The organism is Microvirga pakistanensis (assembly GCF_004458765.1).
Taxonomy (GTDB): domain Bacteria; phylum Pseudomonadota; class Alphaproteobacteria; order Rhizobiales; family Beijerinckiaceae; genus Microvirga; species Microvirga pakistanensis.
The window spans coordinates 269,331-293,923 of sequence record NZ_SPJX01000012.1 but is presented as its reverse complement, the minus strand read 5'-3'; the positions used below and the strand labels follow the sequence as shown (position 1 = coordinate 293,923).

The following is a 24,593-nucleotide window of genomic DNA, read 5'->3' as shown; positions in this document are numbered from 1 at the left end:
ACCCCTGCTCAGCAGCGTGTACTTCTGTATACAATAAACTGTCGGCACTTTGGCGGGCTGCCGCGTTCAAGTGCCGATCAGGGGCTGTGGAAGATCCACATCCTCCCTTGCGTGTCACGTCCGGGCGAGGCCGTGCCAAACGTGACCTGCAAGGTGAACATCAATCTGCCGCTGAATGAAGCGGAACGGGGAGAGAGCCTTGGCGCAGAGTAAACTTCTTGAAGGGCAGGTCGCCATCGTGACTGGGGGGGTGCGCCGCATCGGCAAGGCGATCGCCCTGTCGCTGGCCCAGGAGGGTGCGGCCATCGTCATCAACGCCAAGTCCTCCCGCGAGGAGGCGGAGGCTGCCGCGCGCGAGATCGAAGAGGCTGGCGGGCGGGCCATCGTTCATTTGGCAGACATCACGGACGAGGGCGCCGTGGCGGGACTGGTCTCGGCGACGATCAAGGCCTTTGGACGCGTCGACATCCTCATCAATAACGCTGCCATTCGACGCGAAGTCCCCTTCACGGACATGTCGCTTTCGGAATGGCGCGAGATCACGGGCGTCATTCTCGAGGGTGCGTTCCTCGGCTCCCGCGCCGTCCTGCCCCACATGGTCCGGTCGAAGTACGGCCGCATCATCAATATCGGCGGCGTCAGCGCTCATACGGGCGCCTTCAATCGCGCCCATGTGGCGTCTGCCAAAAGCGGGCTGACAGGCCTTACGCGTGCGCTCGCCGTGGAATTCGCCGAACATGGAATCACCGTCAATTGCGTTGCCCCCGGCAAGATCGGAGGAAAGCGCTCGGAGACTTCCGGGCACAGCGTCTCTCTCCCGGGTGGAGGCCAGCCTCTGGTCGGCCATGAGGGCGCACCGGAAGACGTCGCTGAGGTCGTACGCACTCTGTGCCTGCCGACTGGAGGCTTTATTACAGGCCAAACCATTCACGTGAATGGTGGGCTCTTCATGCCGTAAGCGCATGAGCGTGACGTAACGGCACAAATTTCGGCAATGGCTCTTGCGTTCTGCAGGGGAGTAATGTGTACTCCGCAAATTGTCGACAGTTGGCAAAAATCTCGCCGACCAACAGACCGCCTTCAAGGCGGCTCCCATGAACCCCAGGAGGAATCCGTGATGATTTCCAAGATCAAGACTGCACTTTGCGTGGGCCTGGCGACCGTCGGCCTCTTGGCGCAGCCCGTTCTCGCGGCAGAGTATCCGCACAAGACCGTCAAGCTCGTCACCCATTCCAGCCCGGGTGGAGGAACGGACGTCTTCCTGCGCGAGATGATCAAGTATCTCTCGCCCATCATGGGCGTGACCTTTGTGGTCGAGAACGTGCGCGGCGGCGCCGGCGCTAAGGCGATCGCCTATCTCGCCGGATCGCCGGCCGACGGCAGCGTCTTCTATGGAACGACGCCGAGCTACATCAACACCTCGCTGCTCAGCAAGCCTGAGAAGACCTTTCAGGACCTCGACCCCGTCGTGAACCTGTTCCAGGATCCGCAAATCGTCTTCGTCCGCGCGGATAGTCCCTACAAGTCGTTGAAGGACGTGGTCGAGGACGCCAAGAAGCGCCCCAACCAGGTGCGCGTCGGTGTGAGCACGCCCGGCTCCCTGGACCGTCAGGTCATGGAGCAGTTCAAAGCCGAAACAGGCACGGAAGTGACCATCATCACGCATGATGGCGGCGGTGACGTGATGCTCAGCGTGCTCAACGGAACATCCACTGTCGGCATCGGTGAAATTGCTGAGCTGCGCGGTCAGATCGACGCCAAGAAGATCCGCCTCATCACCACTTACACCGATCAGCGCCTCAAGCAGTTCCCGGATGTCCCGACGGCAAAAGAACAGGGCATCAACCTGGTCGTGCGCAAATTCCGTGGCATCGCAGGCCCCAAGGGCCTGCCGCGCGAAGTCGTGGCGGCCTGGGAGGACGCAGCCCAGAAGGTGCTCGAAGACCCCAAGTTCAAGGCCATGTACGAAAGGGATGCTCTCGTGCCCGACTACATGAACCAGGAAGAGTACAAGAAGTTCACGGCTGAGTTCGCCGAAGGGCAGAAAGCCTTCTTCACGAAGTACGGCATCACGAACGAGTGATCCCGGCAAAAACTGACGCTCTTCGGGAAAGACATCATGCGCGGAAATCTGATCGTAGGACTCCTTCTCCTGATCTTTTCGGTCGTCTTCTGGCTTGGCGCGGATGCGATTCCGAAGAGCCGCCTCAGCGGAAGCGTGGGGGCTGACGGGCTTCCGAAGATGCTGGCGATTGCGCTCGGCGTTCTGTCGGCTGGTCTCATTGCCCAGACGCTTCTGATGATGCGGACTGTGTCGGCCGCGGCAAGCGTGAGCCGTGAGAAGAAGCGCGAGGAACTCTCCCTTTATCTGAGAGGGTTCGGCATGGTCGCGATCGGCGCCGCTTATCTCGCGCTGGTCTCCTATCTCGGCTACATGCTGACGATTGCCCTGCTGCTGCTGACGGTCGCTATCTACAACGGCAAGCGCCCTACGGTCGGCGCTCTCCTGTTCGCCGTCGTGGGCTCCGTCTTCTTCTACCTGCTGTTCGTGCAGGTTCTGGAAGTGCCCCTGCCGGCGGGCTTCTGGCCGCGTCTGATCGGCTGATTATGAGCGCTCGCCTGAAGCGAGCGCACCCTTACATCGAGTTTTATGGAGCATTCAGATGGAAGGCCTCTACTACGGCTGGCAGGCTGTCACGTCGATGCCCGTGCTGCTGGCCGCGATCGGTGGCGTGACCTGGGGCATTCTGGGAGGAGCGCTCCCGGGCATTTCGCCTTCGATTGCTATGGCTCTTCTGCTGCCCTTCACCTACAACCTGCCGCCGCTCGTCGCGGTGGTTCTGCTCGCAGCCGTCTACGTGGGTGCGGAATATGGCGGTTCCATCCCGGCCATTCTGATCCGCACGCCCGGCACGAATTCCGCCGCCGCAACCGTGATCGACGGATACGAGATGCAGCGTCAGGGACGGGGCGGCGAGGCGCTTGGACTGTCTCTCGTGGGTGGCACCATCGGGGGCCTGTTCGGATTGATCCTGCTCTCGACGCTGACGGAGCCTCTCTCGAGCCTTGCCCTGGTCTTCACCCCGCCGGCATATTTCGCGCTGGGCATCTTAGGAATCAGCATCATCGGATCATTGTCGGAAGGCGCCCTTCTCAAGGGTCTCATCGCCGGCGTGCTCGGCATGATGATCGCGACCGTCGGTACGGATCCGATTTCCGGCGTGAGCCGATTCACCTTCGGAAATCCGAACCTCCTCGAGGGAATTCACTTCATCCTCATCATGCTCGGCGTCTTCGCCGTTGCAGAGCTCATGGTGCAAGCGGGCGAGGAGCGCTGGACGGAGGGTACGAAGCCGGTGGAGGGCAACACGCGCCTGAGGCTTCCGAGCCTGTCGACCCTGTGGCGCTTGCGCAGGGCACAAGGTATCGGATGCGTGCTGGGCGCCGTCGAGGGAGCGATCCCGGGGGGCGGCGGCTCGGTTGCGGCATTCCTCTCCTACAATGAAGCGCGTCGCTGGTCGAAGGAGCCCGAGAAATTCGGCAAGGGATCGGAAGAGGGCGTCATTGCGCCGGAAACGGCCAATAACGTCGTGTCCGCAACGGCCATCGTTCCCACTCTGAGCTTCGGCATTCCCGGATCGAACTCGACCGCGATTCTTCTCGGCGGGTTTCTGATCCACGGCCTGCAGCCTGGGCCGCTGCTGTTCACCACCAATCCCGAGATCGTCTACGGTCTCTTCGGCGGTCTGTTCACGGCCAACATCCTGATGTTCCTGATCGGTACTGTGATCCTGACACCGTGCATCTGGCTGGTGAGACGCCCGAAGCCGTATCTCATGGCCGCCATCTTCGGCCTTGTGGTCTCCGGCGTCTATTCCATCGATCACAGCCTTTTCGATCTGGGAGTCGTTCTGATCGCCGGCGTCGTCGGCTTCGTGATGCGCAAGTTCGGCTTCCCGACTCTGCCGCTCATCCTCGGTCTCGTCCTGGGCTACATGATCGAGTCGAATTATCGGCGTGCGCTGCTGATCACGAACGGCGATCACATGGTCTTCCTGCAGGATGGCGTCAGCCTGGGTCTGCTCGCCTGCGCGGCGCTCATCATCGGTCTGTCCGCATGGAGAGAGATCCGTCGAATCAGAAATCCCGTCAAGCTGGAGGAAGCTCCAGCCCATTAAGGCGGCATCAGCACGGCGCCTTCTCAGGGGAGAAGGCGCCGTTTTTATTTGGAACCGTATGGAGAATTGGTATGGCGAAGGAAAACACGCCACCGCCGGGGCAGGCGATCGCGGAGCAGTTTGCAGCCTGGGCCTCGGCACTGGACGATGCTGCTCTTCCACAGGATCTCAGAGACACGGCGACGGCGGCGCTGATCGACCATGCCGGTCTGGCTGTTTCCGCACGCAACGAAGAGTATGTTCAAGCCATCGTCTCGGCTTGGGAAGGCGAGGGATCTTGCACGGCGTTCGGCCATGCGCGCGGCTATGATGCGGCCGGGGCGGCTCTGATCAACGGAACCGCGTCCCATGGCGAGGATTACGACGATACGTTCGAGGGCACGCCCGTCCACACGAGCGCGGTCATCGTGCCGGCCGTCCTCGCCGCCTGCGAGCGCCACGGAAGAACAGGCGCCGATGCGCTGCGCGGCATCGCTGTTGGCGCGGAGCTCATGTGCCGCATGGCCATCGTTGCGCCGACGGCTCAGCACCGGGCAGGCTTCCATCCCACGGCCATCATCGGAGCGCTCGGCGCGGCTGCGGGCGTGAGCACGGCGCTGCGTCTGCCTCCAACCCAGTTCGTCGACGCATTGGGAATCGCCGCGAGCTTCGCCTCCGGCATCATCGAATACCTTGCCGAGGGAACATGGACGAAGCGCATCCATCCTGGCTGGGCCGCGCAGGCGGGCCTGCGCGCCGCGGCCCTCGGCCGCGCAGGGTTCAAGGGGCCGAGAACCGTTTTCGAAGGCGAGCACGGCTTTTTCTACGCCTTCGGCGTTCCCGAGATTGCGCCGGATCATTCGCGGATCACCGCCGATCTCGGCCGTGACTGGAAGGCGGCACGCATCGCCTTCAAGCCTTATGCCTGCGGCACGATGGTGCAGCCTTTCATCGACTGCGCAATCCGTCTTGCGCGCGAAGGAGTGAAGGCCGAGCAGATCGAGGACGTTCTCTGCAAGGTCGGCGAAGGCACCGTTCACAGATTGTGGGAGCCTCTTGCTGAGAAGCGACGCCCGTCCACCCCGTACTCCGCGAAGTTCAGCGTGCCGTTCGGCGTCGCGGTGGGATTCGTCGACAAGGCGGCAGGCCTCGGACAATTCACCGAACAGAAGATCTCGGATTCCGACATTCTGGCCCTCGCCGCGAAGGTCAGATACGAGATCGATCCCACCGACGAGTACCCGAAGAATTACACCGGTACCGTGATTGCCACGCTCCGGGACGGAAGCGTCCACAGCGCGCGCCAGCCTCATATGCGGGGCGGTGCTCGCGAGCCTCTCTCCCGGGACGAAATCCTCACGAAGTTCCGGGCGAATGCGCTGTTCGGAGGCTGGACGGATGCCCAGGCCGACGCCTTGGCTCGATGGTGCAACCGTCTGTTCGACGCTTCGAGCCTTGCCGGGATCGAGAAGTTCCGGGCTTGATCATGAAAGGAGCGCGGGTATGTCGCCCGCGCTCCTTCCTCGATCACGAAGGATCGTCAGGAGCAGGCGCCCGATCGGGAGGCCTGCTCCATCTGTTTGATGTTACCGTGACGGGACGCCTGCCTTGATGATCTCCGCAAGCGACGGAGCGTTCGCAACATCACGGCACAGGGCGATGAAGCGTTCCGTTCCGGCAGCTCCGAGAACCGGCTCGCACAGGTCGCGCACCTTCTGGTCGAGTTCCTCGTTGCTCATGGGACGCCCCAAGCTGCCGATGGCATGCTCGACGAAAAGATCATGGACCTTGCCGTCCGTCGTGGTGATCTTCACCTTCACCTGATCCTCGTGGATGCCCTTTTCCGCCTCGGCCCGCACCTTGCGGCGCAGCTCGACGATCTTGGGATCAGCCACGACCTCGTCGGCATATTCATGCTCTCCGCAGCGGCCGTAGACGATGGCCGCAGCGCAGGAATGGTAGACCGAGAACTTGCCCTCGAGACCCGTCCGCGGCTCGGTTTTGCCTGTCAGCTCAAGAACCAGGGGATGGACCTTCAGCTCGATGGAGGCGATATCATCGGCCTTCAGTCCGTGGGCGTTCCGGAGCTGAATGCAGCCGTCGAGGGACGGATGAATGACGATGCCGCATGCGAAGGGCTTGTAGGTGTTGAGCGAGATTTCCCACGTCTCGCCGAGATTCTCGGTGATCTCGGCGGGATCGAATTTCGTCGACAGCACATGAGCGAAACCGCGCGGAGCTTCGATGCCGCGGTCGGAGCTGGTGAAGTTCTGGGCGGCGAGGTGAGCGGCAAGCAAGCCGTTCTGGGCGGCGCGTCCGGGATGGAAGGGCTTGCACATGGTGCCGAACATTTCGCGCAGGCCCGATGATTGCGTCGCCGCGATACCGAGGGCCCAGGTCATCTGCTGGCGGCTCAGGCCGAGGATCTTGCCTGCAGCCGCGGCCGCGCCGAAGACGCCTGCGGTGCCGGTGATGTGCCATCCACGGTCATAATGCTCTGGGTAGACGGAGTTGCCGATCCGGCACTCGACCTCGACGCCCAGGATGAACGCGTGGAGGAACTCGCGACCGCTCATGGGGCGGGTTTCGGCCAGAGCGAGAAGGGCCGACGCGATGGGGCCTGCAGGGTGGATGATCGTCTTGAGATGCGTGTCGTCGAAGTCGAACACGTGCGAGGAAATGCCGTTCAGCAATGCTGCGTGGAGCAGATCCAGCTTCTCGCCTCGGCCAAGAACGGTCGCCTGGCCTTCGCCGGCGAAGGGACGGATGGCGGCGAGCGTGCGGTCGAGCGTGTCGTGAATCGAGCCGCCGACGGCGCAGCCCGCCCAGTTCAGGAACGAGCGGGTCGCTTCCGTGTAGACAGGCTCAGCGATATCGTCGGGCTTGGAGCTGACAACAAAGTTCGCGAGAACTTGCGTGACCTTCGTTTGGTCGATGACTGCAGAATCCATTTTCCGTTTTTCTCCAGAACCCCGGGAGGTATGGTTGCGAGGGAGTGCTCTTTGGGTGATGGAGCGTTCAGAAAAAATTGTCAACAGTTAACGAAAATATGCTGTACATTCATTAGGCCGACTCCTGATGGTCAGAGGTATATCATTTCATGACGACTTCCATCTCCGAAGAATTGGGAATCCTTCGAACCTCTTCCCTCGCCGCTGCCGTGGAGCGCGAGGTCGAGCGTCTCATCCTCAATGGAAGTTTCGCCCCGGGTGAACGGATCAACGAGAACAAGCTGGCCTCGGAGCTTGGAACGAGCCGAGGTCCCATTCGTGAGGCGATCCGCGCCTTGGAGGGCACAGGGCTTGTGGTTTCGATCAGAAACCGGGGCTCCTTCATTCGCCGCCTGTCCGTGCAGGAGGTGAGGGAAGTGTACGAGGTCCGATCCGCTTTGTTCGGCCTGGCCGGAAAACTCCTGGCGGAACGGATCACCGAGGATCAATTGCAGCGCTTGACCAGGTTCGTGGTTGAGATGGAGGAAGCCTCCAAGCGGCGGGACTTCGAAGCGTATTATCCGCTCAATCTGGCATTCCACGAGTTCATCGTTGATTCTGCTGGCAACACCATGCTGGCCCAGCAATACCGCACCTTCGTCAAGAAGCTGCACCTGTTCCGGGCCCGCAGTCTTGTGCAGGGTGGAGGACTCACGGTCTCCAACACGGAGCACCGCGAGATGTTGTCGGCCGTTGCAGCGCGAGATCCGGTCTGGTCTCATGAAGCACATTGCCGACATGTCACTTCAGCGCGCGATCGTCTGCTGAGCGTCGTGAAAGCGGAAGATGCGCTTTCCAATACAAACTGAATCGCTGTCTTCACGCTTTTCGTTCGAGAAATGCCCCAACCCGGTCGAGCCGCAATGTCCGGTCCCGGCAGAGCTTCCGCGTTCAATTCTTCGCGCCCATCGAGCCAAGTGAGTGCATTTAGGCGATCTTTGCGAAAAGTAAATTGTTGACAATCCGGCATGCGTCCATGAAGCTCCCATTCCAGGGCGCCCCAAGAGGTGCTGGCCGGATACCGGCACAACAGGGAGGTGAGATGAGCTACGTTGAGCTTACGCGTCTTTCCAAGAAGTACGGCGGACATCTTGCGGTCAACGACGTCAACCTTGCGATCGCCAAAGGACTTCTGGTTTGTCTGTTGGGCCCTTCGGGCTGCGGGAAAACCACGACACTGCGCCTCATCGCCGGGTTCGTCGAGCCGACCGACGGGGAGATCAGGGTAGGGGGGCGCATTGTTTCGTCGCCCGGACGCAGCGAGCCGCCCGAGCGGCGCAACATGTCCATGATCTTTCAGAGCTACGCGCTCTGGCCCCACATGACCGTGTTCGAGAACGTCGCCTATGGGCTACGGCTTCGGAAGATGCCGCGCGAGGAAATCACCCGACGGGTCGAGGCGATTCTCGATGTTGCCAAGTTGAAGCCTCTTGCAGGCCGCTATCCTGGCGAATTGTCGGGCGGTCAGCAGCAGCGCGTGTCGCTCGCTCGCGCTCTCGTGGTGGAGCCCGAGACGCTGCTTCTGGATGAGCCCCTGTCCAATCTGGACGCCAATCTCCGCGAGGAGATGCGCTTCGAGATCAGGCGCCTGCACGACCAGTACAGGTACACCACCGTCTACGTCACCCACGATCAATCGGAGGCCATGACCACGGCCGACCTGATCGTCGTGATGAACCAGGGGCGCATCGAGCAGGCCGGCTCCCCTGAGGACATCTACAAGCGGCCACGTTCGGAATTCGTCGCCAGGTTTATCGGAGGCGCCAACGTTCTGAAAGGCGACCGCCTGCCCGGAGACGCGGTGGACGTCGGCGGCGTCGTGCTGCGCTGCGGAAGCGGCGACTTTGCCGCTCAAGGCCAAACCTCGGTCGCCATTCGCCACCACGACATCAATATCGCCACCGCCGCTCCGGCGGCCGGAGAAACGAATTGGGTGCCTGGAACGGTCACCCGTCAGGTCTATCTCGGATCTCACCGCGACTATCTGGTCACGCTGAGGAACGGGGACACGATCCGCACGGTCACTCCGGCGGATATCGCGGTCCCCCAAGGGCAATCGGTTTGGCTCCATCTTCCGCTGGAGCATTGCCGCGCGCTCGCACATTGAGGGAGGAAAGACATGATCAATCGTAGAACAGTTCTGCATGGAGCGCTCGTCAGCAGTCTCGCGCTCTTCAGTGCCGGTGGGACCGCCTGGGCGCAAGCACCGGCGCCCTACGAGCCCAACCAGGAGATGATCGACGCCGCGAAGAAGGAAGGCGCGGTTGTCTGGTACACGGCCACGGACGTGCAGGTTGCCGAGAAGGTCGGCAAGGCTTTCGAAGCGAAGTATCCAGGCATCAAGGTGCAGGTCGAACGGTCCGGCGCCGAACGCGTCTTCCAGCGCATCAGCCAGGAATACGGCTCAGGCATTCACAAGGCCGACGTGATCGAAACCTCCGACGCCGTTCACTTCATCCTGTTCAAGCGGCAGGGTTGGCTGCAGCAGGCCGTTCCGACCGATGTCGCCAAGTCCTGGCCGGCCGCGGCCAAGGATCCCGACGGTCATTTCGCCGCCTATCGCGCTCACCTGTCCGTCATCGGCTACAACACGAGCCAGGTGAAGAAGGAGGAAGCACCCAAGAGCCATGCGGACCTGCTCGATCCGAAATGGCGCAATCGTATGGTCAAGGCCCATCCGGGTTACAGCGGGACGATCATGACCGGAACCCATGCCCTGAGCGAGGCTCTCGGCTGGGAGTATCTCGAAAAACTCGCCAAGCAGCGGATCATGCAGGTGCAATCCTCCACCGAACCGCCGAAGAAGCTTGCTCAGGGCGAGCGCTCCGTCATGGCCGATGGCAATGAATACAACATGTTCATGCTCAAGGAGACGGGCGTTCCCGTCGAGATCGTCTACGCAACGGAAGGTACGCCGATCGCGATCGGGCATTCGGGTATTCTGAAGAATACGCCTCATCCGAATGCCGCGAAGCTCTTCTACGCCTTCCTGTTCTCTCGTGAGACGCAACAGCTGATCAGCGACGAGGGCGGATTGCGCTCGTTCCATCCGGAGGTGAAGGAGAAGGAGGGGCGCACGCCACTGTCTCAGATCAAGATCCTCTACTCCGATCCAGTGAAGCTCGAGCCGATGATCGAGGACATCAAGAAGAAGTACGAGGTCAATTTCGGCACCTGATCATCGATCCTCTGTAGTAGTGCGGGTTAGACTTCCGGAGCAGTGAATGAACGTCTCGATCTCTCTTCCGATGCCGGCACGGCGCGGACGCATCGACCTGTCCCGACCGATCTTCGTCGTGTTGGTGCTGGTGCTCAGCCTTCTTGTCGTGCTGCCCCTGTTCTGGCTCGGCTACTACAGTTTCCTGGATCAGAATGGCCAGTTCACCCTGGCTAACTTCTCGTCCCTGGTCACTGATCCGACCTTGCGCCGTCCGTTCCTGACGGCGCTCGGAATGGCGCTCGGCGTGGGGGTGCTCTCCTGCATCATCGCCACGCCGCTCGCATGGCTGGTCGCTCGTTCCGACCTGCCCGGAAGGACGGCCATCCGGGCTCTCGTGACGGCGTCATTCGTGACGCCGCCTTTCCTCGGGGCGATCGCCTGGGAGATCCTGGCGGCCCCCAACAGCGGCCTCATCAACGTGGCCTATCGCAGCCTCTTCGGGCTGCAACCTTATGAATACCTCGTCGATATCTACACCTTCGAGGGCCTGGTCTTCGCCATCGCGTGCTACACGTTCCCGTACATCTTCACCCTGGTGGTGAACGCGCTGGAGCGTGTGCCGTCCGATCTGGAAGACGCGTCATCCATGCTCGGTGGACGGCTCTCCGTGACCCTGCGGCGCGTGACCATTCCGCTGGTGCTCCCGGCCATCCTGGCGGGGACGATGATCGCGATCCTTCAGGCGCTCACCATGTTCGGCTCGCCTGCGATCATCGCGCTTCCGGCCGGCTTCCATGTGATCACCACCAAGATCTGGAGTCTTTTCCAGTATCCGCCGAAACCGGGCCTCGCCGCAGCTGCAGCCTTGCCGCTGCTCATCGTTACGGTGTTGTTGCTTTGGGGGCAGGCGCGAATCCTCGGCCGTCGCGGCTACACGACTCTCGGCGGCAAGAACAGCGATCCTCGCATCGCGAAGCTCGGCCGCTGGCGGTGGCTTGCCATTGCCTTTGTCGTCACCGTGCTTCTGCTGACCGTTCTGCTGCCCTATGCGGCCCTGCTGAAAACGGCTCTGACACGGACGGTTGCCGAGCCGCTTACCTGGAGCAGCTTCACCCTTCACCACGTCAACTTCGTGTTCTTCGAGTTCTCCGCCACGCAGCTCGCGCTGCGCAACACCTTTCTGCTGGGCTTTCTGACCGCGACCATCGGCACCGCCATCGCTCTCGTGATCGCTTATCTGGTCACGCGCAGATCGGTACCCGGCAGTCAGGTGCTCGGCTATCTGGCGACGGCGCCGGTGGCAGTCCCGGGGATCGTTCTCGGCGTGGGTCTGTTCCTGAGCTATTCCAACCCGAGCCTGATGCTCTATGGAACTCTCTGGATCCTTCTCATCGCCTTCCTGACGATCGAGATGCCGGCAGGCTACCAGCAATTGTCGTCGGCGTTCAAAAGCGTGCATCCCGAACTGGAGGAGGCGAGCCGCATCCTGGGCGGAAACCGAATGACGACGCTGCGTCTGATTACGGCTCCGCTTCTGCGCTCCAACGTCATCGCGACGTGGTGCTTCGTTTTCATCGGCACCATCCGAGAACTCTCAGCCACGATCCTGCTGACCACGTCAGAGACCAAGCTGGTCTCCGTCATCATCTATGATCTGAACGAGAGCGGCGACCTCGGCGCGATCTCCGTCCTCGGAATCATGCTGCTCGTGATCTCCTTCGCGGTCGTCATCATCGCCAACAGGCTTCCCGTGCTGGGAGGACAGCGTCTGCCGGTGGCGCGCTAGAGCATCGGAGGTGAAAAGTGGAGTCCACCTTTGGGCTCCAATCCGATGCTCCACTCTNATCCGGCCGACTGCGCCCTTCGGGCTCAGTCGGCCGGCGTACCGATCGGACCGAAAAGCAGTTCGCGGCTTTTCAGAACATGGTCCGCCATCAGCCTGGCGGCCTTCTCGCTGTCCTTGGCCTCGAGTGCATCGACGATGCCTGTGTGCTCGGCGTTCGAGATCTTCATGCGGCCCGGCATGTCGAGGGTTCGGCGACGGAACAGGTGCATCTCACGATGAACGGACGCACACATGCTGAGGAGCCGCCCGTTGCCGCTGAACTCCACGATCGCCTCATGGAAGCGCACGTTGAGCGGATAGAAGACGTTGAGCTCGTCCTTTTCGGCGGCCTCCTCCATCCGCCTGGTCATGCGGCGCAGCTCCGCGACCTGCTTCTTGGTGATCTTCGGTGCGAGGAGCCGCCCTGCGAGCGCATACAGTGAAGCGCGAATGTCGTAGAGCTCGGCCGCTTCACGGTTGCTGATTTCCCGGACGAACACGCCGCGATTGACGATGACATGAACGAGGCCGCTCTGCTCGAGCCCGCGGCAGGCCTCCCGCACCGGCCCGCGACTCACGCCGAGCTTGGCCGCAAGAGCGTTCTCGTTGAGGCGATCACCGGCTTTGAGCTCGCCAATTTCAATCATCCGTTCGAGTTCGCGCCGGATAAGGGAGGTCAAGGATTCCGTTCGCCGGATCCGCAGCCCCAATCCTGGATCTAAAGTCGAGTCCATCGTCCACCACCATCTGTTGCGCACCCCTTTAAATGATACCGCATTCCAATGCCAGTCCGCAAAAGATTGTTGACAATAAACAATGAATGCAAAATGCTCACGGGCTCAGAGACCCTTCAGGGTCAGCACAAGGGAAGGAAGAGTATGGACACGAAGGTCGAAACCGGAGAGCGCGCTCTCACGTGGTATGTCGCCGATTTCATCTGCAACACGGACGCGGCGGATCTGCCGCAGGACGTCGTCGATCTCGGCAAGAAGTCCATTCTCGACGGTCTCGGGCTCGCGCTCTCCGGTTCGGTTGCCAAATCAGGTGAACTCGTCCGCCGCCATCTCGCCGATCTGGGGCTCCGCGAAGGCCCGTCGACCGTGATTGGCACCTCGTTGCGTGTGGCTCCCCGGTTCGCCGCCTTTGCCAATGGCGTGGGAGTCCATGCCGACGACTACGACGACACCCAGCTCGCGGTCGCGGCCGACCGTGTCTATGGGCTTCTCACGCATCCGACCGCGCCTGCGCTTCCGGCTGCTCTGGCGGTCGGCGAGATGGTCGGCGCGGATGGCCGCTCCGTCATGCTGGCCTACCATCTCGGCGTCGAGGTCGAGTGCAAGATCGCCGAAGCGATCAATCCGCGCCATTACCAGACCGGCTTCCATGCAACGGCGACCTGCGGCACCTTCGCGGCCGCTGCGGCGACCTCGCGCCTGATGGGCCTGAACGCCGAGACCACGAACAGGGCCTTGTCGATCGCGGGAAGCCAATCGGCGGGCCTTCGCGAGAACTTCGGCACGATGACGAAGCCGTTCCATGCGGGACGCTCGTCCGAGAGCGGCGTCGCAGCTGCCCAGTTCGCGAATTATGGATGGACCGCGACGGACAAGATCCTTGAGGCGCCAAGAGGCTTCTTCCGCGCGGCAGGCGGAGGCTTCGACGCCAACGCTATCGTGGGCAAGCTCGGTGCGCCCTGGACCTTCGCTGAGCCGGGAGTCTCGATCAAGCCGCATCCGTCAGGCTCCCTCACGCATCCCGGCATGACCGAGATGCTCAGGCTCATCCGTGAGAACGGGATCCGTGCCGGAGACGTCAAACGGGTTCGTGTCGGCACCAACTCGAACATGCCGAATGCCCTGATCCATCACCGCCCCACCAATGAACTCCAGGCCAAGTTCTCGATGGAGTTCTGCATGGCCATTCTCCTCCTGGAGGGAAGAGCCGGATTGAACGAGTTCACGGATGAGGTGGTGCTGCGTCCGGACGTGCAGGCGATGATCGAGAAGGTGGACTTCGTCGTCGACGACGAAGCCGAGAATGCCGGCTACCACAAGATGACGACGATCATCGACATCGAGCTCGCCGACGGGCGCAAGATTTCCGGCCGAGCGGATTTCGGCAAGGGCAGTCCGTCGAACCCGATGTCCTATGATGAGGTGGCCGACAAGTTCCGCGAATGCGCCGAGTTCGCCCGCTTCCCCCGTCAGCAGGCGGAAGAGGTCGTCGCCATGGTTCGCGATCTTGAGTCGCTCAAGTCCATCGAGCAGCTGACAAGCCGGCTGCGCGTGAAGGACTGAGCATCCGCCGCGTCACCGGTCAGCGATAAGAGGCCCGGCTTTGCCGGGCCTCGAACACGGCGCCGCGACCCGCGAAGGTCCGGCGCTTCATTTCATACCAAGATCAGATCATCAAAGATCAAAGGCTGCGTGGCCGGAACCGCCGGCATCGTGGCTCCAGGAACGGAGAAAAACAGTGAGCAGCAAGACTCTCAAGATTGGCATTCTGGAGGGCGATGACATCGGCCACGAGGTGGTGCCGGCCGCCGTCGAGGTGGCCAAGGCAGCGGCGCGACGGCACAACCTGTCGATCGACTGGCTCCCTCTGCCGATCGGACGAAAGGCCCTCGACACCCACGGCTCCACCATGCCCGATGGAACGCTCGAGACCCTGTCGACGCTCGACGGCTGGATCCTCGGGCCGATCGGGCATCGGGCTTATCCCCGCGTTCCCGGCGCCATCAATCCCCACCCGATCCTGCGCAAGCATTTCAATCTGTTCGCCAATGTGCGGCCGACGCGTTCCTATCCCGATATCGGCTGCCTTCATGACAATGTCGATCTCATCATCGTGCGCGAGAACAACGAAGGCTTCCAGCCGGATCGCAACGTGGTCGCCGGCTCGGGCGAATTCCGTCCGACGGAGGATGTGACCATCTCGGTCCGCGTCATCACGCGAGCGGGCAGCTATCGCGTCGCCAAGGCCGCGCTCGAGCTCGCGCGCCATCGGCGCAAGCACCTGACCTTCGTACACAAGGACACCGTCTTCAAGCTCGGATGCGGCATGTTCGTGGAAGAGTGCAGGCGCGCCGCGCAGGAATATCCGGATGTTCTCGTCGACGACGTGATCGTCGATACCTTCGCCATGCGCCTCGTCAAGGATCCGCAGAGCTTCGACGTAGTCGTGACCACGAACATGTTCGGGGACATCCTGTCCGACGAAGCCGCCGGTCTCGTCGGGGGCCTCGGCATGGCGCCGGGCCTCTGCATCGGCGAGGGTAACATCGCCATGGCGCAGGCGACCCATGGTTCGGCGCCCGACATCGCCGGCAAGGGCATCGCAAATCCCTATGCGATGATCGAGTCGACCCGGATGCTCTTTGATTGGCTCGGACATGCGCGCGATGTTCCCGAGGCGGTTGCTGCCGCAGCCTCCATGGAACGCGCGACGACGCAGGCTCTGATGGATCCCGCAAGCCGCACCGGCGACATCCGCGGCCACGGCGGTACCGAAGTCATGACCCGCGCCATCGTGCGGGGAATCGAGGCGGAAACCCGCGCCGTCGCATAAACGCGATCAGGACCACAGAGGACACGGCGGCGGAGCGGGCCGCCGTGTCGGCGGCATCAGAGCAGGAACGTGCCCCGTTCCTGGGAATCCAGCCGCTCGATGAGCCCCATCTCCCAGGCGAGATATTGCCGGGCCGCATCCAGATTGCCGTCATGCCTGTCGTGAACGAAGGCGAGGAAGTCGACGGGCCGCGATGACGTCCTCGTCCACCCTGTCTCCGTGGGAAGACCTACCAGCTTCCATGCGGAGAAGCCGCCATCCACGATGCGCACGTCGTTGTGCCCCAGTTCTCCCAGGTCCACGGCAGCAAGGCCGGCGATGGCCGGATCGTCGACGATCAAGCTGATGCCGCCCTGCCAGCCTCCGACAGCCTTCCCTAGCTCGGGACGGATCGCCCAATGGCTCCGCGCGGCATGTTCCCGCCGAAATTCGATGGAGGGGCGCAGGTCCAGCACCATCGCATCGCCACAAGTGGCAGCCTTTGCGGCATCTTCTGCCGAGATTCGGCGCAGCGACGGAGCCACGAAGTCGGGCATGTGCCGGGAGGGTTGCCACCCGTCATGGGCGAGAGGACCATCCGCGTCCGGCAGAACATAGGTTTCATAGCCCATTTGCTTCAGCCAATAGGCGGCGATCGCGGCACGCAGGCCGGTATCGTCGACGAGCACGATCCGTGCGCGCCGGACGGCGATCCAGCGGTCCGTAGCCTGCACGATCTGAACACAGGGCGCATGGACTGTCCCGTCCAGGTGTCCGGCCGCAAATTCCTCCGCGCTGCGGACATCGAGCAGATACAGCGTGCGGCTGCCATCCGCAGCCAGCGCATTCAGATCTTCGACGCCGATCATCCTTATGCCGGCTTCTTGCGCGAAGCTCTGCGCCCGGAGACGGCTTGCGGCAAGATCCGCATGGGACAGCACCGGGTACTCCAAGGGATCCTGGCCGCGGTTAAGATCGAGACCCGCGAGAGTCCACCCCTGGGTGCCGTTGCGCAGCCCATAGACGGGATTTTCGATCCCGAGCAATCTCAGGCTGATGGCGCCGATAAGGCTTCTCGTGCGCCCGGCGCAGGTCAGCACGATCGGCGTCGACGGATCCGGCACGGCGGAGGGCAGGCGGTGCGGGAGTTCGCCATTCGGTAGGCAGCGTGCCCCAGGGACGGTCATCTTGCGGTGCTCCGCCGGGGGGCGTACGTCGAACAGAAGATGCGGACGGTGCTCCCTTCGCCATTCGGCCAAGGTCTGCGGATCGATCACGCTTGGATGAAAGATGTGTTCGGCGAGTTCTCCCAGAGTCTTGCTCGGGACATGCTCCCCTTCGAACAGCGTGTAGCCCGCTTCCGTCCATGCCCGGATGCCTCCGGCCATCACCATCACGGCCTGATATCCGAGTCGCTCCAGGCGAGCCGCGGCCTTCTCGGCAATGCCATCCCCGCCATCGAACAGGATGATAGGCACTCGCAGATTGGGAACGAGCTCCAGGGCCGCGACTTCAAGCCGGCTGTAAGGGCACCATACCGCCAGAAAGGGGTGCCCTTCGCCATAGGGTCCGTGCTCGCGAACGTCCAGGAAGGCAACCTCGGCGGCCGAGTGGACAAGCGCTTTGGCGGTGGCTGGATCGATGCTCCGCATCACTGCGCCACGGCTTCGACAGCAGCCTCGCGGAAAGGTGCCGGCTCGCGGCCCGTAAAGAATGTCCAGAAGGCGTCATAGACAAGATCCGGCCGATGTTCCGCAGGATAATGGCCCGTCGGGACCGCCCAGCCTCTCAGATCCGGCGCCCACGGCGCCCAGGCCTCGAGCGGCTTGAAGTGGCGGCCGCAATGGCTGTTCGAGCCCCACAGGACCAGGACCGGGCACTTGATCGTCTTCACGCCGAACTCCGCTTGGTCCATGGCGAGATCGAGTGTGACGGTCGCACGATAATCCTCGCAGACCGCGTGGATCTGCTCAGGGGTGGTGCACCGAACGTATTCCGCCATGGCCTCGGGCGAGAAGATCTCGAGGCCGACGCCCTTCTTGTTAAGTTTGTAGTGAATGTAATAGTCGAGATCGGCACAGATCAGCTTCTCCGGGAAGGGGGCTTTCTGCGCCATGAAGAACCAGTGATAGGCTTCCAAGCCCCATCCGAGGGACACGTTGGTCAGCACATGGTGGGTCGGAACGATGTCGAGGGCTGCAACCCGCTCGATGTGGTCGGGGTAATCCAAGGCCATGCGGAAGGCGACGCGTGCGCCACGGTCGTGACCCGCGACGGAGAAGCGCTCGAAGCCGAGGGCTGCCATGACTTCCATGTTGTCCCGCCCCATGGCCCGGAAGGTATAGGCTTCATGGTCAGGGCCGCCATCGGGCTTCGAGCTGTCGCCATAGCCACGCAGATCCGGCGCAACCACCGTGAACGTTTCCGCAAGGCTCGGAGCGACCTTGTGCCAGCTCACATGCGTCAGCGGGTTGCCGTGAAGGAGAAGAAGAGGCGGGCCGTTCCCGGCGACGGCCACTCGGATGTCCGCACCCGCCGTCTTGACGGTCCTGTAGGTGAAACCCTCCATCAGCGAGGTGCCGTAGGGCCGCAAGGGCGGCATGGAAGAGTTTCGCTCGAACAAAGCTCGATTCATGGCTGGCACCTGAACTGACCGATGCCGCAAGGTCAGCCCGATTTCGTAAATTGTCAACAATCTTCGATTGACTATTTGCCCCAAGTTGCCATGCTTCCGAAAAGACGTGTGCCGGACAGGGCAGGCTCGCATCGACTCCGCCGCCCTGTTTCGAGCGCCACCGGCCGACAAGAGGAGTTTTGAACGTGGCAACGCTGAATACGGAAGGGCAGATGCTGCCCCGGGTGGCGCTTCTGCTCGGCGATTACACCGGCATCGGGCCGGAGCAATGCGCGCGGGTGCTGTCGGACGGGCGCCTGAACGATGCGGCTCGTCTCGTCGTGGTGGGCGATGTGCGCGTCCTGGAGCAGGGCATGCGCGACGCAGGCGTATCGCTGTCCTGGCGGACGGTTGCTTCCGTTGCTGAGATCGACTGGAGCCGTCCGGAAATCCCGATCGTCGATCTCAACAACATCGATCCCGCAAGCCTGCCCCGAGGCGTCGTCTCCGCCGAGTCGGGGCGCTTGACGGGCGATACCCTGGCTCACGCCATCGAAATGGCACGCCACGGCGAGGTGGATGCCATCACGTTCGCGCCCCTCAACAAGGCGGCATTGCATGCGGGCGGATGGCATTTCCCCGACGAGCACAAGATGTTCGCTCATCTTCTCAAACACCACGGCTACTTCTCTGAGATGAACGTTCTCGACAACCAGTGGATGTCGCGGGTCACATCGCATGTATCCCTCCGACAGGCCATCGAGCAGGTCAATTTCCAGAGCATCACGGATGCCATCCAGCTGGCCGATCGAACCATGCGACGCGCAGGCTTCGTCAAGCCGCGCCTTGCCGTCGCGGCTCTCAATCCTCATGCCGGCGAGGGGGGATTGTTCGGTAGCGAGGAGATCGAGACCATCGCTCCCGCTGTGGCGGCCGCGGCGCAGAGCGGTATCGACTGCCGCGGTCCGTTTCCTGCCGATACGGTTTACCTAAAAGCATTCGCCGGCGAGTATGATGGCGTGGTCGCCATGTACCACGACCAGGGACAGATCGCCACGAAGCTGCGTGGCTTCAACCGCGGCGTCACCGTCACGGCGGGCCTCGAAGCGGTGTTTACGACACCCGCCCATGGAACCGCGTTCGATATCGTCGGAAAGGGTATCGCCTCCACGGGGGCTTTGGAGAATGCGGTGCGTCTGGCCGCGAAGCTCGCGAGCGCAGAGAAGGCGCGCATGGCAGCCTGACCGATCCAGGCTCGACGAAGATCACCATCCCTCGATCGACGCCGACCAGGCACAATATCAAGCGCATCACAGGTATCAACGATGTCTCTGGATCAGAAAAGAAAATACCGCCTTGCGGTCATCCCGGGCGACGGCATCGGCAAGGAGGTCGTTCCGGAAGGGGTACGGGTGCTCGAAGCCGCGGCATCGAAGTTCGGCTTCGACCTGCAGCTCGATCACTTCGATTTCTCCTCCTACGACTACTATGCCAAGCATGGACGCATGCTTCCTGAAGACTGGAAGGAACAGATCGGCCGCCACGACGCCATCTTCTTCGGAGCGGTCGGCTGGCCGGACAAAATCCCGGATCACATCTCGCTTTGGAGTTCGCTCCTTCAGTTTCGGCGCGAGTTCGACCAGTACATCAACCTGCGGCCCGTGCGCCTGATGCCCGGCGTCCCCACGCCGCTTGCGAACCGCAAACCGGGCGACATCGACTTCTGGGTGGTCCGCGAGAATACGGAAGGCGAGTACTCGTCCATCGGCGGCAGGATGTTCCCGGGCACCGAGCGCGAGGTCGTGATCCAGGAAACCGTCATGACGCGGGTCGGCGTCGATCGCGTCCTGCGGTTCGCGTTCGACTTGGCGCAGAAGCGCCCCAAGAAGCATCTGACGTCGGCCACGAAGTCGAACGGCATCTCCATCACCATGCCGTACTGGGACGAGCGTGTGGAGGAGATGGCCCGGAAGTATCCGGATGTGAAGTGGGACAAGTATCACATCGACATCCTCACGGCTCATTTCGTGCTGCACCCGGATTGGTTCGATGTGGTGGTCGCATCCAACCTGTTCGGCGATATCCTGTCCGATCTCGGCCCCGCCTGCACGGGAACGATCGGCATCGCACCCTCGGGCAACATCAATCCGAACGGCGATTTTCCGTCGCTCTTCGAGCCGGTCCACGGATCCGCTCCGGACATCGCGGGGCAGGGGATCGCCAATCCCATCGGCCAGATCTGGGCAGGGGCCATGATGCTCGAACATCTTGGGGAGAGCGAAGCGGCGGCCGCAATCGTGAGGGCGATCGAGAGCACGCTGAGCGAGCGGACCCTGCGGACGCGCGACCTTGGGGGCAATGCCGATACCGAGACGACCGGGAAAGCCGTCACCGACGCCCTCGGCTAAAGGTTTATCGCTGAAGACATATCGGATCGAGTGGTCGAGTCCGAGCAGGAGATTGTCGTGAAGAACTACAGGATCGCGGCCATTCCGGGTGACGGGATCGGCAAGGAAGTCATCGCCGCCGGCGTCGAGGTTCTCCATGTGCTCGCCGAGCGGGAGGGAAGTTTCCGCCTCGGCTTCGAGACCTTCGATTGGGGGTCCGACTACTACAAGCGGCATGGGATCATGATGCCCGAGAACGGATTGGAAATTCTGAAGCCGTTCGATGCGATCTATTTCGGTGCGGTCGGTGCTCCCGATGTGCCCGATCACATCACCCTCTGGGGCTTGCGCCTTGCCATTTGTCAACCTTTCGATCAATACGCCAATGTTCGTCCGACGCGCATTCTCCCAGGTATCGAGGGTCCCTTGCGCAACATCGAGGCCAAGGATCTCGACTGGGTGATCGTCCGGGAGAACTCGGAGGGCGAGTATGCCGGGCAGGGGGGACGTTCCCATCGAGGTCTGCCCGAGGAAGTCGCGACCGAGGTGACGATCTTCACCCGGGCCGGAGTTACGCGGATCATGCGCTTCGCATTCGAACTCGCCCGCTCGCGTCCGCGCAAGCTGCTGACCGTCGTGACCAAGTCGAACGCGCAGCGGCATGGAATGGTCATGTGGGATGAAATCGCCGCCGAGGTGGCGGCGGAGTATCCCGATGTGACCTGGGACAAGATGCTCGTCGACGCCATGACCATGCGCATGACGCTCAAGCCCTGGTCCCTCGACACCATCGTCGCGACGAACCTTCAGGCGGATATCCTGTCCGACCTCGCGGCGGCACTCGCGGGCTCTCTGGGCATCGCCCCGACGGCGAATCTCAATCCGGAGCGCAGATTTCCGTCGATGTTCGAGCCCATTCATGGCTCCGCGTTCGACATCACGGGCAAGGGCATCGCCAATCCCATCGGCACGTTCTGGTCGGCGACCATGATGCTGGAGCATCTCGGCGAGAAACCCGCAGCCGACCGCCTCATGAGGGCGATCGAGCGCGTCACAGCGGACCGCAATCTCCACACACCCGATCTCGGCGGGCCGGCGACGACGCGGCAGGTGACGGATGCCGTCATCGCGGCCATTCTGGGCGACAACGCATAGCGGCCTTATAGGGCATAATCTCGTTCATTGTGCCCCACAGTCTCAGGTATAGTAAATCGAGATCCGCCGCCCCTGGATCTCCTGGATCTCGACGTCCATGTCATAGACGTCCCGAATTGCCTCACTCGTCATGATCACGTCGGGTGGACCATGGCGGACGACGGCTCCGTCGCGCATGGCTACGATGTAATCCGAATAGCAGGACGCAAAGTTGATGTCGTGGAGGACGAGGACGATCGTCTTGCCCAAAGTATCGGCAGCCTGTCGCAGGAGCTTCATCATGCCGACCGCATGTTTCATGTCTAGATTGTTCAGCGGTTCGTCGAAAAGCACGTAGTCCGTGTCCTGGCACAGCACCATGGCCACGTAGGCCCTCTGCCGCTGTCCGCCCGACAACTCGTCGAGAAAGCGGTCGGAGTACGCTTGGAGGTCAAGGAAACGGATAGCCTTGTCCGCCTGGGCGCGGTCTTCGGGCGTGAGACGGCCTTTGGAATAGGGATAGCGCCCGAACTCGACCAGGTCCCGCACTGTCAGCCGTGAGCCGACCCGGTTGTCCTGCCTGAGGATGGACAGGCGCTTCGCCAGCACGTCCGAGGGCGTCCTCGTCACGTCGAGGCCGTCGACCTTCACCGTTCCAGCCGTCATGGGCGCGAGGCGGCTGATCATCGACAGGAGGGTGGATTTGCCGGCCCCGTTGGGTCCGATGATGGAGGTGACGCCGCGGCGTGGGATCTGGAGCGAGACCTCGCGCACCACGATAGTGTCGCCGTAGCTTTTGCTGACGTTGGAGATCTCGATCAACGGGCTGCTCCTCTGATCAACAGGGCGAGGAAGACGATGCCGCCCACGAATTCGATGACGATGCTCAAGGCGGTATCGAAGGCGAAGATCCGCTCAAGGATGAGCTGTCCACCGACGAGACAGATCACGGCGAGCAGCACTGCGACAGGCAGCACGACGCGGTGCTTATGGGTCCCGGCGAGCTGATAGGCAAGATTCGCGACGAGCAGCCCGAAGAAGGTGACCGGCCCAACCAAGGCGGTGGAGACCGACACGAGAATCGCCACCATCATAAGGACGATGGTCACCACCCGGTTGTGATTGACGCCCAGATTGATGGATGGATCGCGCCCCAGCGCCAGCACATCATAGGCATGCATGAACCGCCACGCGACGACCGATACGGCCAGGATCGTAGCGGTCGACACCGCAAGAAGATTGCTGTCGACGCTGTTGAAATTCGCGAACAGGCGGTCCTGCAGGAGCACGAACTCGTTGGGATCGATGATCCGCTGCATGAAACCCGAGAGGCTGCGGAACAGCACGCCGAAAACGATACCCACGAGAATGAGCAGGTGAAGGCTGCGGCTGTTGCCGGAGAAGAGCCAGCGGTAGAGCAGGCTGGAGAATGCCACCATCAAGGCCACCTCACCCGCGAACAACAGACGGGGGTCAAAATCCGTCACCGCGGCCGAACCGACAGCGAAGATCAGGCTCGTCTGGATGAGGACATAGAGAGCGTCGAAGCCCATGATCGAGGGCGTCAGGATCCGGTTATGGCTCACCGTCTGGAACAGGACGGTCGAAACCGCGATGGCATGGGCCACCAGGACCATGGACAGAACCTTCGCGCCGCGGAAGGGCAGGACGAAGTCCCATCGACCCTTTGCGCCCAGCGTCATGAAAAGCACGATCACGCCTACCGCCAAGGCAGTGAGGATCAGGAGCACAGGGATCGTCTGTCTCTGCTCACGCAAGGCGTTCGCGCCCCTTGAGCAGGAGGAACAGGAACAGACCGCTGCCGATGATTCCCATGATCGTCCCGATGGGGATCTCGTAGGGATAGTAGGCCACACGCCCGATGATGTCGCAGGCCAGGACGAGCCCTGCGCCCAGCAATGCGACCCACGGCAAGGAGCGGCGCATGTTATCGCCCATCATCAGGCTGACCACGTTCGGCACGATAAGCCCTAGAAACGGCAGCATGCCGACGGTCACCACGATGGTGGCCGTCACCATCGCGACGATGATGAGGCCGAAGGACACGACACTCCGATAGCGCAGACCCAGATTGGTGGCGAAGTCTCGCCCCATGCCGGCCAGGGTCAGCCGATCGGCGGCGAGATAGGCGAGGAGGGTCAGGGCGAACGCGATCCAGAGGAGCTCGTAACGCCCGCGCAGGACACCGGAGAAATCGCCCGTGGTCCACGCGTTCAGCGATTGAAGCAGGTCGAACCGATAGGCGAAGAACGTGGTGATCGCACCGATGACGCCGCCCAGCATGATGCCAACGAGGGGAACGGTCAGCACCGAGCGCAGGGGCACGAGCTTGAGAATGCGCAGGAACAGGGCGGTTCCCGCCAATGCGAACCCCCCTGCGACCAGCATCTTCACGATGACCGGCGCTTCAGGCGCGAACAGGGTAACGATGAGGAGTCCGAGGCTCGCGGACTCGACCGTTCCCGCGGTGGACGGCTCCACGAAGCGGTTACGGGTCAGCATCTGCATGATCGTTCCGGCGACCGCCATGGCTGTTCCGGCCAGGATGAGGGCCAAGGTCCTGGGGATCCGGGAGATCAACAGGACCTGTGTGGCGTATTGTCCCTCCTGCGGCGAGAAGAGCGCCTGCAGCGACAGGTCGCCGACACCGATCAGCAGGCTGATCGATGCGAGAGCGATCACGATGGTGGCTGCGAGCAGGAGGCGTTTCACGATTCTTCGGCAGCACTCGCGGCGAGTGCGTCCCGTTGAGGGTTTCA

Annotated in this window: 21 protein-coding genes; 14 read left to right on the top strand and 7 right to left on the bottom strand. The window is 62.2% G+C overall.

Going from position 1 to position 24,593, the window contains the following annotated elements; genetic code table 11:
* The first annotated feature begins 199 nt into the window (after positions 1–199).
* The 5 genes from E4K09_RS01430 to E4K09_RS01410 all read left to right on the top strand — a co-directional run bounded on the left by E4K09_RS01430 (position 200) and on the right by E4K09_RS01410 (position 5,641).
* Complete coding sequence (locus E4K09_RS01430) at positions 200–958, top strand: SDR family oxidoreductase (protein WP_244610303.1); 759 nt, start codon at positions 200–202, stop codon at positions 956–958.
* 159 nt (positions 959–1,117) lie between these two features.
* Complete coding sequence (locus tag E4K09_RS01425) at positions 1,118–2,083, top strand: Bug family tripartite tricarboxylate transporter substrate binding protein (protein WP_134494584.1); 966 nt, start codon at positions 1,118–1,120, stop codon at positions 2,081–2,083.
* 36 nt (positions 2,084–2,119) lie between these two features.
* Positions 2,120–2,605: a tripartite tricarboxylate transporter TctB family protein gene (locus E4K09_RS01420; RefSeq protein ID WP_134494523.1), complete on the top strand. Its 486-nt coding sequence runs from the start codon at positions 2,120–2,122 to the stop codon at positions 2,603–2,605.
* 58 nt (positions 2,606–2,663) lie between these two features.
* Positions 2,664–4,178 (top strand): tripartite tricarboxylate transporter permease, encoded by a 1,515-nt coding sequence (locus E4K09_RS01415; RefSeq protein ID WP_134494521.1) that lies wholly within the window; start codon positions 2,664–2,666, stop codon positions 4,176–4,178.
* A 71-nt stretch (positions 4,179–4,249) separates the two neighbouring features.
* Positions 4,250–5,641 carry an MmgE/PrpD family protein gene (locus E4K09_RS01410; RefSeq protein ID WP_134494519.1) on the top strand — a complete coding sequence of 464 codons (1,392 nt, stop codon included), beginning with the start codon at positions 4,250–4,252 and terminating at the stop codon, positions 5,639–5,641.
* Positions 5,642–5,743: 102 nt separating this feature from the next.
* Here E4K09_RS01410 and E4K09_RS01405 read toward each other — a convergent pair whose 3' ends face one another.
* The gene (locus E4K09_RS01405; protein ID WP_134494517.1) at positions 5,744–7,108 is read right to left on the bottom strand and encodes an MmgE/PrpD family protein; all 1,365 of its coding nucleotides are present in this window, start codon (positions 7,106–7,108) and stop codon (positions 5,744–5,746) included.
* 149 nt (positions 7,109–7,257) lie between these two features.
* Between E4K09_RS01405 and E4K09_RS01400 the strand changes: the two genes are divergently transcribed.
* From E4K09_RS01400 to E4K09_RS01385, 4 genes are all read left to right on the top strand, one after another.
* Positions 7,258–7,956, top strand: coding sequence for an FCD domain-containing protein (locus E4K09_RS01400; protein ID WP_134494515.1), 699 nt, complete (start codon positions 7,258–7,260; stop codon positions 7,954–7,956).
* 233 nt (positions 7,957–8,189) lie between these two features.
* Positions 8,190–9,254: an ABC transporter ATP-binding protein gene (locus E4K09_RS01395; protein WP_134494513.1), complete on the top strand. Its 1,065-nt coding sequence runs from the start codon at positions 8,190–8,192 to the stop codon at positions 9,252–9,254.
* Between the two features lie 12 nt (positions 9,255–9,266).
* Complete coding sequence (locus E4K09_RS01390) at positions 9,267–10,325, top strand: ABC transporter substrate-binding protein (RefSeq protein WP_134494511.1); 1,059 nt, start codon at positions 9,267–9,269, stop codon at positions 10,323–10,325.
* Between the two features lie 46 nt (positions 10,326–10,371).
* On the top strand, positions 10,372–12,093 hold the full coding sequence (locus E4K09_RS01385) for an ABC transporter permease (RefSeq protein ID WP_134494509.1): 1,722 nt from the start codon (positions 10,372–10,374) through the stop codon (positions 12,091–12,093).
* 83 nt (positions 12,094–12,176) lie between these two features.
* Here E4K09_RS01385 and E4K09_RS01380 read toward each other — a convergent pair whose 3' ends face one another.
* Complete coding sequence (locus E4K09_RS01380; protein ID WP_166802092.1) at positions 12,177–12,812, bottom strand: FCD domain-containing protein; 636 nt, start codon at positions 12,810–12,812, stop codon at positions 12,177–12,179.
* A gap of 198 nt (positions 12,813–13,010) precedes the next feature.
* Between E4K09_RS01380 and E4K09_RS01375 the strand changes: the two genes are divergently transcribed.
* Together E4K09_RS01375 and E4K09_RS01370 are read left to right on the top strand one after the other, a co-directional pair.
* Positions 13,011–14,429: an MmgE/PrpD family protein gene (locus E4K09_RS01375; protein ID WP_134494505.1), complete on the top strand. Its 1,419-nt coding sequence runs from the start codon at positions 13,011–13,013 to the stop codon at positions 14,427–14,429.
* Between the two features lie 175 nt (positions 14,430–14,604).
* A complete protein-coding gene (locus E4K09_RS01370) occupies positions 14,605–15,699 on the top strand; it encodes an isocitrate/isopropylmalate dehydrogenase family protein (protein WP_134494503.1) in 1,095 nt (364 codons plus the stop codon).
* Between the two features lie 56 nt (positions 15,700–15,755).
* On the opposite strand, the gene E4K09_RS01365 is transcribed toward E4K09_RS01370, so the two are convergent.
* Both E4K09_RS01365 and E4K09_RS01360 read right to left on the bottom strand, forming a co-directional pair.
* Positions 15,756–17,330, bottom strand: a complete 1,575-nt coding sequence (locus E4K09_RS01365; RefSeq protein WP_134494501.1) for a rhodanese-like domain-containing protein — start codon at positions 17,328–17,330, stop codon at positions 15,756–15,758.
* On the bottom strand, positions 17,330–18,313 hold the full coding sequence (locus E4K09_RS01360) for an alpha/beta fold hydrolase (RefSeq protein ID WP_134494499.1): 984 nt from the start codon (positions 18,311–18,313) through the stop codon (positions 17,330–17,332). The genes E4K09_RS01365 and E4K09_RS01360 overlap by 1 nt, the downstream gene beginning before the upstream one ends.
* A gap of 185 nt (positions 18,314–18,498) precedes the next feature.
* On the opposite strand from E4K09_RS01360, the gene E4K09_RS01355 reads away from it, so the two are divergent.
* The 3 genes from E4K09_RS01355 (at position 18,499) to E4K09_RS01345 (ending at position 21,834) form a co-directional block, all read left to right on the top strand.
* Positions 18,499–19,536 (top strand): PdxA family dehydrogenase, encoded by a 1,038-nt coding sequence (locus E4K09_RS01355; RefSeq protein WP_342211324.1) that lies wholly within the window; start codon positions 18,499–18,501, stop codon positions 19,534–19,536.
* An 81-nt stretch (positions 19,537–19,617) separates the two neighbouring features.
* Positions 19,618–20,700 carry a tartrate dehydrogenase gene (locus E4K09_RS01350; RefSeq protein ID WP_134494497.1) on the top strand — a complete coding sequence of 361 codons (1,083 nt, stop codon included), beginning with the start codon at positions 19,618–19,620 and terminating at the stop codon, positions 20,698–20,700.
* Positions 20,701–20,757: 57 nt separating this feature from the next.
* Entirely contained in the window at positions 20,758–21,834 is a 1,077-nt protein-coding gene (locus tag E4K09_RS01345) for a tartrate dehydrogenase (protein WP_134494496.1), read from the top strand.
* A gap of 42 nt (positions 21,835–21,876) precedes the next feature.
* Here the strand turns inward: E4K09_RS01345 and E4K09_RS01340 are convergent, their stop codons facing one another.
* The 3 genes from E4K09_RS01340 to E4K09_RS01330 are packed head-to-tail and all read right to left on the bottom strand — an operon-like array spanning position 21,877 to position 24,546.
* On the bottom strand, positions 21,877–22,635 hold the full coding sequence (locus E4K09_RS01340; RefSeq protein ID WP_134494494.1) for an iron ABC transporter ATP-binding protein: 759 nt from the start codon (positions 22,633–22,635) through the stop codon (positions 21,877–21,879).
* A complete protein-coding gene (locus tag E4K09_RS01335; RefSeq protein ID WP_166802091.1) occupies positions 22,632–23,591 on the bottom strand; it encodes an iron chelate uptake ABC transporter family permease subunit in 960 nt (319 codons plus the stop codon). The genes E4K09_RS01340 and E4K09_RS01335 overlap by 4 nt, the downstream gene beginning before the upstream one ends.
* Positions 23,584–24,546 carry an ABC transporter permease gene (locus tag E4K09_RS01330; RefSeq protein ID WP_244610302.1) on the bottom strand — a complete coding sequence of 321 codons (963 nt, stop codon included), beginning with the start codon at positions 24,544–24,546 and terminating at the stop codon, positions 23,584–23,586. The genes E4K09_RS01335 and E4K09_RS01330 overlap by 8 nt, the downstream gene beginning before the upstream one ends.
* Positions 24,547–24,593 lie beyond the last annotated feature (47 nt).